This window comes from Gordonia sp. 34D, from assembly GCF_056682775.1.
This window is the reverse complement of record NZ_CM155293.1, coordinates 1,840,326-1,854,470: the sequence shown is the minus strand read 5'-3', so window position 1 is coordinate 1,854,470 and position 14,145 is coordinate 1,840,326. Positions and strand designations below refer to the sequence as shown.

Sequence of the window (14,145 nt, the reverse complement as noted above, 5' to 3'; positions counted from 1 at the left end):
CGACTACATGGAATCTGAAGGTGGAGACTTCCCTCGTCCGACCGAGGCTGTGGCTGAGCTCATCAAGGCCGGGGCGAGCTTTGTGCTGACAGCACCGCCCGAATCGATTGCGGAAGTGAATCGGGCGGTGATGCATCCAATCGGGATGGAAGATGTCGTCGGCGACCCAGACTTGCTTGCGATGGCATTACGGATGAATGAAGGCAACCTGCACCACTGGGCCGCAAGTAACGTAGCTAGGCCTGGTGCTCGCGTCCCGGTCAACGTAACTGACGAAGCAATTGCCTTTGTCCGCGACGTGGTCCGCCGCGGATTCGATGCCGGTGCACTTGACTCGTTTCGGACCGCACAGAATGCGTCGTGGCGCCTGTGGATGCAGATTTGCTTTGAGCTGACCGACGATCCCGCTGCCCTCCGTGAATTGCTGGAACTCACATCGCTGTCGATCGCCACCTTCATCGACGACACGGTCAAAGAACTTGCTGATCAGATCAATGTGGCGCGTGCCGAGCTGGCGGGGGATACGCACGCTCAGCGGCGTGCTGCGGTCGCGCTGATCTTGGAGGGTGCCCCTGTCTCGCCGGCTCGCGCCGAGGCGCAGCTGCGGTATTCATTGCAGGGGCCGCAACAAGCACTGGTCATCTATGGCGAGGCAGGCGTTGCTCCGGACAATCTCGAGGAAATCTGCGAGGCGATCATGGAGGCTTCGGGTGTGACCCGCCGCCTGACCGTCCTCGCGGGCGCGGCAGAACTGTGGGTGTGGCTACCGACAGAGAAGCTCATTCTCTCCGAGGTACTCGCAGCCAACCCGACGGTGCGAGTTGCAGCAGGCTCTTTGGGGCACGACCGGGAAGGCTTTCGCCGCAGTCACTTTCAGGCACTTGAGGCTCGTCAGATGGTGACCAGGCTTGGGTCTGAGCTCAGCTTCGTTGCCTACGACGATCTTGCCCTGATGTCCGCGATGACCGACGATCTGGCTAAGCTCGACGGATTTGTCGCGCATACGCTGGGTGCGCTGACGACTGCGGACACCGCGATCGTGGAGTCGGTGCGTACGTGGTTTGCCTCCGAATGCAACGCCAGTGCTGCGGCCGCACGCTTGTACACCCACCGCAATACCGTGGTTCGGCACCTGGCACGCGCCCAAGAACTGCTGCCGCGACCGCTGGAGGCGAATGCCACAGCGGTCGCGGCAGCGTTGGAAGTACTGCGCTGGCGAAGGGCCGATTAGACCTCGGCCAACTGTTCGGGCTTGGGTTCGGAGTATGGGGCCTTCGACCGGCTCAGCTCCACCGCACGAGTGAATTCGGCGTCGATATCGGCGTTCGGTTTGTACGTCACAAGGCTGACGAGCACGATCACCACCGCGCTGGCGATGAAGCCGGGAACGATCTCGTAGAGGTCGTCGCTGAGCCACGACTGTCCCCAGACGTAGGCGACTGCCGCACCGACAATGACTCCGGCCAGCACGCTCGCGGTGCTCACGCGACGCCAGTACAGGCACAGGATGATCGCCGGGCCGAAGGCCGCACCGAAGCCCGCCCACGCAAAGGCGACAAGTTCCAAGATGCTGTTGGACGGTGACAGTGCGAGCAACGCGGCAATGATCGCGATCATGAGAACACCGCAGCGTCCCAACAGCACGTAAGTCTTGTCAGCGAGAACGCGTCCGTTCCCGGTCTTCTCGGCGATCAGCTTGTAGAGGTCCTCGACGAGGGCCGAGGAGCACACGATGAGTTGCGACGAGATAGTCGACATGATGGCGGCGAGGACCGCGGCCAGCACGAGCCCGGCGACGAACGGGTGGAACAGGACCTGCGAGAGGACAAGGAAGATCGTCTCCTTGTCGTCGGGAGCCTGCTCCGCGAACTTGGCGAAGTAGGCGATGCCGACCAGTGCCGTACCGACGGCGCCCAGGGCGCACAGGAACATCCAGCCAATGCCGATGCGGCGGGCAACCTTGGCTTCCGATGGCACGCGCAGGGCCATGAAGCGCACGATGATGTGGCGCTGACCGAAGTATCCGAGGCCCCACGCGGCCGATGAGATGATGCCGATGGCGGTGGTGCCCGCGAAGAAGCTGAGGCCGTGCTCCTTGGCGGCATTGACACCGTCGATGGTGGCCCCGACGCCGCCAAGTTCGATGATGCCGATGATCGGCACGGCCAGTAGTGCGACGACGACCAGTAGGCCCTGCGCAACGTCGGTCAGCGAAGCACCGAGAAAGCCGCCGAAGAGCGTGTACAGCATCGTGATGCCCGCGACGATGAGCAGGCCGACGGTGTAGTTGACGCCGAACGAACTGTCGAAGAACTTGCCGGAGGCGACCATGCCGCTCGACACATAGAACGTGAAGAAAACCAGGATGATGGCGCCGCACGCAATGCGGAGGATGTGCGAGTTGTCGCGGAGTCGAGTTTCAAAGAAACTCGGGATCGTGATCGAGTCGCCCGCGACCTCGGTGTAGGCGCGCAGGCGCGGTGCCACCGTCTTCCAGTTGGTCCACGCGCCGATCAGGAGGCCAATCATGATCCAGGACTCCGAGAGACCGGCGGCGTACATGGCACCGGGCAAGCCCATGAGCAACCAACCCGACATGTCCGAAGCGCCAGCCGACAACGCGGCAACCCACGGCTTCAGACCTCGTCCGGCGAGCATGTAGCCGTCGAGGTCGTTACGGGTCCGTCGATACGCGTACCAGCCGATGCCGAGCATGCCGGCGAAGTAAAGCGCAACGGCGACCAACTGGATGGTCTTTTCGTCTGGCGCGACGGTCATCTATTCATCTCCTCGGAAGGTCAATCTCACTGTGACCCAGGTCTCTGGGTTTGGGGATGATTCTTCCCGCTGATCCTAAAGACACGTATGTGGGGGCGTATAAGAAATACGCCCCCACATTGTGTTAGTTCACGAAGACGTGACTTCCGAGGCCAGTTCGACGAAGTCGCGGTCCGGATTTCCAAAGCGATGCATGGTCATCGACACGGCTTGCTCGGCGAGCCAGTACCGCAGTTCTACGCGACCCGAGGCGGTAACTGCGTCGTCGAGCAGAGCCAGTTCCGGTCGGCTCGCGACCAGCGACGTCAGGTCGTCCGTGGGAGTGCCAGCCACGCGGATTCGGGTGATCTTGCGTCCGTCGACCTGTGCGAGGAAGCTACGCGTGTCGAGTTCGACGCTGACGGCGAGGCCCAGTCCGACGGCTGCACTGAGCACCTTACGAATATTGGCACCGACACCATGGTCGGGAGACACCCACACATCGGCACCGCTGCGGTGGGCAGCGGCCAGCAGGCGTGCGAGCTGTGCCGGTTCCGCGTCGGCGCTGACACGCAAGGCCACCCAAGTTGGACGGTAGCGGAAGATGTTCGCTTCGCTGGTCAGTCCGGTTTCATCGCGCGGGGTACCGAACTCGGTGTTCCAGGCACGATCGTCGTCGGCGATTGCGGCGCGCAACCATGCGGTATCGCCGGAAGACAGACCCGCCTCGACAGTGTTGGCGAACTTCGCCAGTCGTGGCGACGGCGGGGCTCCCAGCGCCGGGAGTTGGCTGCCGTTGGCCCAGGTACCCATGAGCATCAGGTAGTTGGGGCCGCCAGCCTTGGAGCCGAGTCCCACCGACGAGCGCTTCCAGCCACCGAACGGTTGCCTGCGCACGATCGCGCCGGTGATGCCGCGGTTCACGTAAACGTTGCCAGCCTGCACGCGGTTGAGCCAGGTGCGGACTTCCCGGACTTCGAGGGAATGCAGGCCTGCAGTCAGACCAAAATCGGTGGCATTTTGCAGGTCGATGGCTTCGTCGAGGGACTCCGCGCGCATTAATCCGAGAACTGGCCCGAAGCATTCGGTGAGGTGGAAGAACGAGCCGGGTGCGACGCCGTCCTTGATGCCTGGCGACCAGAGACGGCCGGAGCCGTCGAGTTGACGTGGCTTGCACAGCCAGGACTCACCGGGTTCGAGGGTGGTCAAGGAGCGCAGCAGCTTGTCGCTGGGGTCTTCGGTCAGCGGGCCGATGGTTGCTGACAAGTTCGCAGGCCAGTCGACGACCATCGACGAGGCGGCGTCGACCAACTGGCGGCGGAAGCGCTCGGAAGTGTAGGTGCTGCCGACGAGAATGCCGAGCGAGGCCGCCGAGCATTTCTGGCCGGCGTGACCGAACGCGCTGTGGACTAGGTCGGCGATCGCCAGGTCGCGGTCCGCCGATGGGGTGATGATCAGGGCGTTCTTGCCGGAGGTCTCGGCGTTGATCCGCAGCTCCGGTCGCCACGACGAGAACAGGGCGGCAGTCTCGGAAGCACCGGTCAGGATTACCCGGTCAACATCGGGGTGGCTGATCAACCGACGCCCAGCCGGGCCTTCGTCGGGGAACACTCCCTGACACGCGTCGCGGGGGACGCCAGCCTCCCACAGGGCTTCGAGGATGGCCATTGAGCAGTGGGGAGTGGGGTTCGACGGCTTGTGGATCACGGATGCGCCAACCGCGAGGGCAGCGAAGGTGCCGCCCGCCGGGATCGCGATGGGGAAGTTCCACGGCGGAGTGACGACCACCACGCGATCTGGAACGAACTTGGCACCGGGAATGGTGTCGAGTTCGAGCGCGCGGTGAGCGTAGTAGCGGGCGAAGTCGATGGCCTCGGAGATTTCCGGGTCGGACTGGGCGACTGCTTTGCCTGCCTCGGCGGCGGCCAGGGACACCAAGTGCCCTCGGCGGTGAGCCATGATGTCGGCGGCGCGGTACAGGATCGCGGCGCGTTCGGCCGCCGGACGGGCGCTCCACTCGATTGCGGCAGTGCGGGCACGGGCGATCAGGGCATCGACTTCGTGTTCTGCCACTTTCGCGGGAACCGTCTGCGCCGCAAGCCATTCCGGAGTAGCGGTGGCGATCGCCTCGCGTGCCCATGCCTGGTTGGCGGGAACGGCCGGGTTGGTGTCGGGCTCGTTGGCGAAAGCGGGAATGGCGGTGTCCGACGACAGCGATGCCGCCTGCTCTGCACCGCGATCCTGGCGATCGTTGCCCAGCGGGGCACGATGACCATCGTGAATCAGGATCTCAGCAAGTTGGTCGACGCAGGTGCGGAAACGACCGGCCTCCAAGGCGAAAGCGGCGCTACCGGGCGTCAGGTCGAAGATGCTCGACATGAAGTTCTCGGAGGCAGCATTCTCCTCCAACCGGCGCACGAGGTACGAGATCGCAACGTCAAACTGTTGCGGCTTGACGGTCGGAACGTACAGCAGCAGCGTGCCGACGTCAGCGCTGAGCACCTCGGCCTGCTCGGTGGCCATACCCTGCAGCATCTCGAACTCGACTCGATCGGCAACGCCGCGGTCGTCGGCCAGCAGGTGCGCAAAGGCAATATCGAACAGGTTGTGTCCGGCGACGCCGACACGGAGCCCCCGCATGTGGTCGCGGTTCAGCAGCCAGTGCAAGACCAGCTTGTAGTTGGCGTCGGTCGCGGACTTCGACGGGCACGTCACCTTCGGCCAGCCGGCGACCTCGGCGTGGACGGTCTCCATCGCCAAGTTGGCACCCTTGACCAATCGCACCTTGATGCTGGCCCCACCATCGGCAACCCGCTTCGAGGCGAACTCCGACAGTCGCTGCATGGCACCGAGAGTGTCGGGTAGGTACGCCTGCAAGACGATGCCCGCCTCGAAGTTCTTCAGTTCGGGACGGCTCAGCAGGCGGGTGAACACCTCGATGGTGAGGTCCAGGTCCCGGTACTCCTCCATGTCGAGGTTGATGAATTTGGTGCCGCGTGGAGCGGCTGCGGCTTCGAGGAACATGGGTGTCAGGCGGCTCAGAACTTCTTCGACAGTTTCGTCGAACGCCCACATCGAGATCTGTGAGACGACCGACGAGACTTTGATCGACACGTAGTCGACATCGTCGCGCCGCAGCAGGGCGCGGGCGTCAGCAAGATGGTTATCGGCTTCGGCATCGCCAAGGACGGCTTCGCCGAGCGGGTTGATGTTGAGACGGTGACCGGTTTCGCGGAGTTTGGCGACCGACTTGCGGAACGGGCGGTCGCGGGCATCGACAATCATGTGCCCCACCATGGCGCGCATGCGCGAGCGTGCGGCCGGGATGACAACGCGCGGGAGTTTGTCGGCCAGCACGCCGCCAGCGGCAATCTGGAGACGGTCAAGACGGCCAAGCGTTGAGGGCATCTTACGGGCGAGTTCGGCGAGGGCTTCCCCGGCGGCGTCGATGTCCTCGGTGCCGATCACGCGGTCAACGAAGCCGACGGTGAAGTCCAGTCCGTTGGGGTCGGAGAGGACGGCGGCGAGGCGCTGGGCGGACGGATGCGGCTCAACGTCCGAGGTTGCCGCAGCCCGCAACCATTGCGTCACAAGGCTTTCGGCACGGTCAGCAAGGTCGTGCAATTCTGCGGTCGCGTCGACCGGCGAGCCTGCAGGGAGGTCTGCGGACGGATTAGTGGCGTGTACTGCGGTCATGTTGCCAGTAGACGACAGGAGCGTCGATGCGGTCGTCGTTGATGTCTACGAATCAAAACGCCTTTTGTTGTGCGATCGTCCAGATGTGGTGGAAGACTTGAAAACCATGGTGGATAGATCCCCGATATCGGTCGCGGAGGTGATTGGGGCACTCGACACGGCGGTCGTTCGAGTGGCTTCGATGTCGACCGTCGCCGACACCGGTCAGGTTGATTCGGTCGCGGTAATCGATTCCACGGAGTTGGCGACGCTGCCCGAGGCGGTGACCGAAGCGCTCCTGCTGGTGGGGATCGCCGATGCCGACCTGCTGCAGTGGCTCCGGAGTCTCGGGGAGCCTGCCGCCGCGGGGCGACGACCGGCAGTGGTCTTGGTGAAGTCCGACCCACCGCAACTCGATGAGGCAGCCGCCGCGTCGGGGGTGGCGGTTGTGGTGATCGATCCGCGCGCGCGGTGGGATCGGGTGTTGACCACCGTGCAGGCGAGTCTGGACCGTCACCACGATGATGAACTCGGTACCGCGCTCACCGCCGGAGTCGATGTGGACCTCATCGGCCTCGTGGGTCTCATTGCGCACGGTACGGGCGGCTTGGTCTCGATCGAAGATGCGACGAGTGCCCGAGTGCTCGCGTACTCGCCGTCGAAAGGCGAAGCTGACGATCTGCGGGTGGAGACGATTTTGGGCCGCGCGGGCCCGCCAGCCTACTTGGACTTGCTCAGACGGTGGGGAGTCTTCGATGCGATCCGGCGCGGCAACGAGGTGGTCGACGTTCCCGAGCATCCCGAGCAGGGAATGCGGCGTCGCCTGGTGGTGGGAATCCACTCTCGCGCCGGGCGCCACCTCGGGTCGATTTGGGTTCAGGAAGGTCTCGGGCCGCTGGCTTCGGACGCAGTCGATGTGCTGCGAGGTGCGGCCGCTATTGCCGCCCGCATCCTGACCCGCGAACTACAGGCACCCACCGCGGAGTCGCAACTGGTGCAGCGGGTTTTCGGCGCGCACGGTGGCGTCGACGCGACATCTGCCGGGGCCTATCTGGCCTGGCCGGTCGATGAGCCGATCGCCGTTATCGGCGTGGTGCCGGTCGGTGGGGATGAAGCCGCCCATGCCGATGCCATGACGTCCGTGGGTGGTTCGCTTCGGTTGCACGCCAGTGCTTTTGCTCCGTCCGCCCTGACCTCGGTCATGGATGGACGAGCCTACCTGCTGCTCCCTGCGGCTGGTGCCGACGCGATTACCCGGTGGGTTGGCGGTCTCGTTCGGCGGTTCGATGGTGACCCGGCGCTCGGCGGTGCGGTGCTTCGCGCAGCGATCGTCATGCCGCTGGCGGGGTTGGCCGAGGCACCAGCCGGGCGTGCCGAGGTGGACCGAGTTTTGTCGGCAACGACCCCCGACGTCGAGCAGACACGGGTGACGACGCTGGCCGAATCCCGGACGGCAGTCCTGCTCGGCGAGATCCTTCAAACGTTGGCCGGACGGGCCGACCTCATTGACCCGCGCGTGGAACTCATTGCCCGCTACGACGCCGAACACGCCACCGAACTGGTACCGACTATGTCGGCGTACCTCGCGGTGGCGGGGCGAGTGCGGGATGCCGCCGCGGCAATGGGCATTCACGCCAACACCCTCCGCTATCGGATAGATCGGGCCCAACAACTGTCTGGCCTCAGACTCGACGACCCCGACGATCGGCTCCTCACCGCCATCACCTTGGCAGTCCGTGAGCGACGGGCCGCCCATCGCTCGGGCCGCGTCGATATGCAGTAGGGATAGAGGTATGGAAACTACGCGCGAGATGGCGGCAAATCGATTACAAAGCTGGGATCGTCGCGTCATCGACGACGTCGACGGGAAGCTACGCAAGTCAGCCGTCGCCATCACCGTGGTCCGGCGAGGGGAGATGTACGGGATTTGGGTTGCCCGTCGCCCCAAAACGATGCGTAATCACGCCAACCAGTTCGCTCTTCCAGGGGGACGATGTGATGCGGGAGAAACCGCGATCGAAGCGGCATTGCGCGAACTGCACGAGGAAATCGGCGTCGAACTCACGCAAGATGCGGTGATCGGGGTGCTAGACGACTATGAGACTCGGTCCGGCTACCTCATGACGCCCGTAGTGTGTTGGGTCGACGAGGATCCGGCCATTGCGCCCAGCCCCGACGAGATCGGCGAACTGTTCTTCGTCACCTTTGACGAACTCCGGCGGCCGCCACTGTTCAGCACCATCCCGCAGTCGCCCCGAACCCTGGTAGCGCTGCAGATCGCGGGCACAGTGGTGCACGCGCCGACTGCCGCAGTGATCTACCAGTTCGCCGAAGTGGTCCTCGCCGGCCGCGATACCCGCGTCTACGACCTGGAGCAACCGGTCTTCGCGTGGCAGTAGCCGCCCTATACCGCCAGGTGGTGAGTGGTGATGCCGTGCGTCGGCGGCCGACGTGACGGGTCCGGGACGTGAGCGCTGGTCAGCACAAAGGCCTCGGCGCTGGAGAACTCCCAGTCCTCGCGCCACGACTCCGGAGGATTGCTCAGCAATTGACCGGGCGTGAGCCACTCGTAAATTTCGGCGTAGGACCGAGAAGTATTCGCGCTGACGGTCCGCATCAGCATGGACGGGTGAAGGTCGTCGAACGTTCGCAGGCCCATCGAAGCCACGAATTGTTTGGCGTTGTCGACGACGTGGCGCTGCAAGTTGTAGACGCGCTCGGATTTGTCGGGCACGTTCAGTGCCCGCTGACGCTTGGGGTCCTGCGTCGTCACACCTACCGGGCAGTGATTGGTGTGGCAGCGTTGCGCCTGGATGCACCCGACGGCCATCATCATGGCGCGCGCGGCGAGGGTGAAGTCGGCACCCTGGATGACTCGTTTAATGATGTCGATGCCGTTCGTGATTTTACCGGATGCCCCAATCCGGATCTGGTCGCGCAGACCGGTCCCGACCAGCGCATTGTGCACGGTCATCAGACCCTGGGTCAGTGGCATTCCGACGTTGTCCTCGAATTCGATCGGTGCCGCCCCGGTTCCGCCTTCGGCGCCGTCGACGATGATGAAGTCGGGCGCGATGCCCGTTTCCAGAATTGCCTTGCAGATCCCGAGCAGTTCACTGCGCGAACCGACACACAGCTTGAACCCAATGGGTTTGCCGTCAGATAGTTCGCGAAGTTGGCCGATGAACTGGCACAGGCCAATGGGGGTGTGAAAAGCATTGTGCGAAGGCGGTGAAACGACGCTCTTGCCGGCTTCCACACCGCGCATCTCAGCAATCTCGGCCGTCACCTTGGCGCCGGGCATCACCCCACCCAAACCGGGCTTCGCGCCCTGCGAGAGCTTGATGGAAATGCATTTCACCTGAGGTGTCGCCGCCTTCTTGCGAAACATCTCGGGGTCGAAGTGGCCGTCGAGCGTGCGTGCACCAAAGTAGCCGGTACCGATTTCCCAGATGAGATCCCCACCCGGCTGCAGGTGATATGGGCTCAGGCCACCCTCCCCGGTGTCGTGGGCGAAGCCGCCCTTCGCGGCTCCGGTATTGAGCGCCAGGATCGCATTTGCCGACAGCGCACCGAAGCTCATCGCCGACACGTTGTACATGGCGATGTCGTACGGCTGCTTGCATGCCGGTCCGCCGATCCGCGCCCGCGGTGATCCCTCCGGAGCCGGCTGCGCGACGATCGAATGCTGCACGTACTCGTAGCCGATAGCGCTCGGATCTCGTTCGGTACCAAACGGATCCACGTCTTTGACGTCCTTAGCCCGCTCATAAATCGTGGTGCGGGTATCGCGGTCGAAGGGTGTGCCGTCGGTGTTGCGTTCGACGAAGTACTGCTGAATCTCCGGACGCATCACTTCCATCAGGAACCGCATATGCCCAATGATCGGATAGTTGCGCAGGATCGAGTGTCGACGCTGGGTGAGGTCGTAGACGCCGGTCAGTGCAAGCAGCGCCAGCGGCACGGTTAGAAACAACCACCAGGGTGAAACAAGAAACACCAACAGCAACGACAGCCCGCTCACCACCGCGATCCCGACAACGATTAGCCAACGCATAGCGTGCCCCACCCTTCGATCGGCGACATCCCTTGCCTTGTAATGTATGCCGCCGATCTCACAGGCGGGATAAAACCGACTTTGGCGCCCCCGCGGGCCTACCGGCCAATTTCCTCATTTCTGTCACGATTCGACCGATCCGTCACGACACGCCGTGATCGGTGACGGAACTGTCGTGTCGCTGAGCGATGTCTGTGACAGAAATGAGGAAATTTGACGGGCTTTCCGGGCCGAAAAGCGTTAGGCGACGGGCGCGGCCACCTCGGCTCGGGCCGCGACCGCTGCGGCGACCATGCGCTTCAACGCCACGACGACCTCATCGGTGCGACGCGTCTTGAGCCCACAGTCGGGGTTCACCCACAGGCGATTAGCCGACACGGCACCCAGTGCCTCGCGGAGCGACGTGGTGATCTCGTCGATACTCGGGATGCGAGGCGAGTGAATGTCGTATACCCCGGGACCCACCTGGGCAGCGAAGCCCGCGTCGTTGAGGTCGTCGAGCACCTCCATGTGCGAGCGCGCCGCTTCGATGGACGTCACGTCGGCGTCAAGCGCCGCGATTGCCCCGATGACATCGCCGAACTCGGAATAACACAGGTGCGTATGCACCGCGGTGGTGTCTTCGACGCCCGCGGTCGACAGGCGGAAGGCACGTACCGCCCAATCGAGGTAGGCGGCTCGATCAGCGGTCCGCAACGGCAGGAGTTCGCGGAGTGCCGGCTCGTCGACCTGAATAATCGGGACCCCGGCCCGCTCCAGATCGACGGTTTCGTCGCGGATCGCCAGCGCTACCTGGTTTGCCGTCACGGCGAGCGGCTGATCGTCGCGGACAAACGACCACGCGATGATCGTCACCGGACCGGTCAACATGCCCTTGACCGGTCGGTTCGTCAACGACTGCGCGTAAGTGGTCCAGCCGACTGTCATCGGGGTGGGCCGTGCCACGTCACCGAACAGGATCGGCGGCCGCACACACCGGGAACCGTACGACTGCACCCAGCCGTTGGCGGTGGCGGCGAAACCGTCGAGTTGCTCGGCGAAGTACTGCACCATGTCGTTGCGTTCCGGTTCCCCATGAACCAGCACGTCGAGGCCAACTTTCTCCTGCAAGGCGATCACCTGGGCGATCTCTTGCTCCATCCGCGCGCGGTACGTGGCCGCATCGATGGTCCCGTTCTTCAGTGCCGACCGGGCCCTGCGGATTTCGACGGTTTGCGGGTACGAGCCGATGGTCGTCGTGGGGAGAATAGGCAGAGGCAAAGCCGCATCTTGGGCTTCCCGCCGAACAGCGGCGTCGGCGCGTGTCCAATCCGACGACGAGAGGCCGGTCAGGCGCTCACGAACGGCCGGCACGTGCAGGCGAGGGTCAGTGGTTCGCGACAGCAGAGCCGTGCGCGATGCCGTGAACTGCGGCTCTTGGTCCGCTTCACCGTGCAACAAGGCCCGGGAAAGCGCACCAACCTCGGCGAACTTTTCCTCAGCGAACGCGAGCCAGCCGTACAGGGCGTCGTCGATCTGCGACTCGCCGCGCAGCGTATACGGCACGTGGAGCGTGGAACACGACGTCGAAACCGCCAGTGATCCGACGTGTGGTCGTAGTTCGCGGAGGGTTTCCAACGCTGCGTGCAGGTCGGTCCGCCAGATATTACGACCGTCGACGACGCCGGCAACGACATGCTTGCCGGTTAGCTGGGCGTCGCGAATTGAATCGGCCGAGCCAGCAATGAGGTCGACGCCAACGCCGTCAATTCCCGTGCGACCCAGGGCTGCCAACCGGTCGCGAGCATCGCCGAAGTAGGTCTGCACCAACAGCTTCGGACGATCTGTCGATTCCGACAGGGCGCGGTAGACGCGCTCTGCCAAGCCGGCGAGACCCTCGGCCTGATCGGTCACCAGGGTGGGCTCGTCGAGTTGGACCCACTCGACGCCCGCGGCCGCCAACTGCGCCAACAGGTCGACGTACAGGGGGAGCAACTCGTCGATCCGCGCCAGCGGGCTGATCGAGACCGCCTCGGCATCGTCGCCGACCGTCTTCGACAGGGCTAGGAAAGTGATCGGGCCGACGACCACGGGTCGTGCCGGGATGCCGAGAGCTTGGGCATCTGCGACCGCGCCGAGCACGGTACTCGCGTCGAGCGCGAAGCTGGTCTCCGGACCGATCTCAGGGACCAAATAGTGGTAGTTCGTGTCGAACCACTTGGTCATTTCCAACGGGGCCACGGTGTCGTTTCCACGGGCCGCGGCAAAGTAGCGGTCCAACGGATCGGTAATTGACGCCACCCGAGGGGGCAGGGCGCCGAGCATCACGGCGGCGTCGAGCATGTGGTCGTAGTACGAGAATGTGTTTACCGGAACGGAGTCAAAGCCATTGCGTACCATTTGATTCCAGCTGTCGCGCGCAATACTGTCGGCAACCTGCTTGAGGTTGGCAGCATCGGTTCGGCCCGCCCAATAGGCTTCGACGGCGCGCTTGAGTTCCCGATTTGCGCCGATTCGGGCGACGCCGGGGACCGTCGTCGTGAAGGTGCCGCGGTGTGGACTTGGGGCCTTGTCGTTGGACATGACGTTTCTTCTCTCCTGCATGAGTAGTTAACGGGTTGCCGCCATGTACGGGCACAGAAGAAACGAAGACTTCGAGCCCTTCCGCGAGGCGGACAACCATCGGGAGCGTGTGCTTCCGATGCATCAGGCAGGTCTTCGGGCTGGTCGGCGTGCGTGCTCGCCGTAAGGGAGCCCGCTTCTAGTGGCCGTCGCTTCCCGGGAGCTGCGAGTGCAGCACATTCCCAGTGCAGGTGACGGCGGTCGTTCCGACATACCGCTGCGGGTCAGCTCCGGATTCTCACCGGATTCCCTCTTCACGGGCGGACACTGCACGGTGGCGGTGTCGTCGCGTCGACGCCCGGGGTCGAGAAGCAGGGGCTCCTTGAGTATCTCGTTCGGGCGAACCAGTTGCGATCTCAATACTATTCAAACGAGTAGAATTGGGCGTCATGGGATTTGGCGATGATTTTAATTCAGGGTCGTCGGCTGGATCTGTCGCTGGAATCGTCCTCGTTGCTCGCGGGGATGAGCGCATTCCCGCAGGTGAGAGCGACGTACCTGGCATTGAACGACTGATGGCTGCGGTGTCAAGCCTTGGCGCTGGTGGATGTGATTCGGTCTACGTGGCGCTTGGGGCACGCGTGGTGCCAGCACCTGACACCATCTCAACCACCCTGTATTTGCCCGAGTGGTACGACAGTCTCGACGCCTGTGTGAGGGCGGCGCTGAGTTTCGTGGACCAGCATCCGGCGCTCGACGGCGCGGTCCTGCAGACCCTCGATAGTCCTGATCCTGGTCCGAGCGCGGTGTCTCGAGTGTTGGCGGTGGCCGCGCAGGGTCCGAACACGATTTGCCGTGCCGAGTTCGCAGGGAAGCCAGCCCAGCCCGTTTATTTGGGTGCGGATCGGATCCGCGAGGCGATCGAGCAGGCGGGTGCCGGCCTCACGACGGTCCGCTACTTGATCGATCACCGCAACGACGTTGTGGGCGTCGACTGCACCGACTTGGGGAACCCCGCCAACTCGGTGCTGTAGGCCGAACCGTTCGGCCTTCCCCATAACGCGCCCCCACTTGTTCTCGCATGATGCGTTGATTCCCGCACTACGTTAGACGTG

General features: G+C 63.8%; 8 protein-coding genes and 1 riboswitch. Of the genes, 4 read left to right on the top strand and 4 right to left on the bottom strand.

Annotation, left to right across the window (positions count from 1 at the left end; translation table 11 throughout):
- Window positions 1-7: 7 nt before the first annotated feature.
- A complete protein-coding gene (locus tag AC1L34_RS08560; RefSeq protein WP_424323076.1) occupies window positions 8-1,231 on the top strand; it encodes a PucR family transcriptional regulator in 1,224 nt (407 codons plus the stop codon).
- Here AC1L34_RS08560 and putP read toward each other — a convergent pair.
- Together putP and AC1L34_RS08550 are read right to left on the bottom strand one after the other, a co-directional pair.
- The gene (gene putP, locus AC1L34_RS08555) at window positions 1,228-2,778 is read right to left on the bottom strand and encodes a sodium/proline symporter PutP (RefSeq protein WP_424323075.1); all 1,551 of its coding nucleotides are present in this window, start codon (window positions 2,776-2,778) and stop codon (window positions 1,228-1,230) included. The genes AC1L34_RS08560 and putP overlap by 4 nt on opposite strands.
- Before the next feature lie 129 nt (window positions 2,779-2,907).
- Window positions 2,908-6,453 (bottom strand): bifunctional proline dehydrogenase/L-glutamate gamma-semialdehyde dehydrogenase, encoded by a 3,546-nt coding sequence (locus AC1L34_RS08550; RefSeq protein ID WP_424323074.1) that lies wholly within the window; start codon window positions 6,451-6,453, stop codon window positions 2,908-2,910.
- On the opposite strand from AC1L34_RS08550, the gene AC1L34_RS08545 reads away from it, so the two are divergent.
- Together AC1L34_RS08545 and AC1L34_RS08540 are read left to right on the top strand one after the other, a co-directional pair.
- On the top strand, window positions 6,452-8,215 hold the full coding sequence (locus AC1L34_RS08545) for a PucR family transcriptional regulator (RefSeq protein WP_480035278.1): 1,764 nt from the start codon (window positions 6,452-6,454) through the stop codon (window positions 8,213-8,215). The genes AC1L34_RS08550 and AC1L34_RS08545 overlap by 2 nt on opposite strands.
- Before the next feature lie 10 nt (window positions 8,216-8,225).
- On the top strand, window positions 8,226-8,831 hold the full coding sequence (locus tag AC1L34_RS08540; protein ID WP_424295547.1) for an NUDIX hydrolase: 606 nt from the start codon (window positions 8,226-8,228) through the stop codon (window positions 8,829-8,831).
- Between the two features lie 5 nt (window positions 8,832-8,836).
- Here the strand turns inward: AC1L34_RS08540 and AC1L34_RS08535 are convergent, their stop codons facing one another.
- Entirely contained in the window at window positions 8,837-10,489 is a 1,653-nt protein-coding gene (locus AC1L34_RS08535) for an FMN-binding glutamate synthase family protein (RefSeq protein WP_424324302.1), read from the bottom strand.
- 240 nt (window positions 10,490-10,729) lie between these two features.
- Complete coding sequence (gene metE, locus AC1L34_RS08530) at window positions 10,730-13,051, bottom strand: 5-methyltetrahydropteroyltriglutamate--homocysteine S-methyltransferase (protein ID WP_480035277.1); 2,322 nt, start codon at window positions 13,049-13,051, stop codon at window positions 10,730-10,732.
- 109 nt (window positions 13,052-13,160) lie between these two features.
- Window positions 13,161-13,376, bottom strand: a riboswitch (cobalamin riboswitch).
- Window positions 13,377-13,479: 103 nt separating this feature from the next.
- Here metE and AC1L34_RS08525 point away from each other — a divergent pair.
- Window positions 13,480-14,064, top strand: coding sequence for a glycosyltransferase family protein (locus AC1L34_RS08525; protein WP_424324300.1), 585 nt, complete (start codon window positions 13,480-13,482; stop codon window positions 14,062-14,064).
- Window positions 14,065-14,145: the final 81 nt, after the last annotated feature.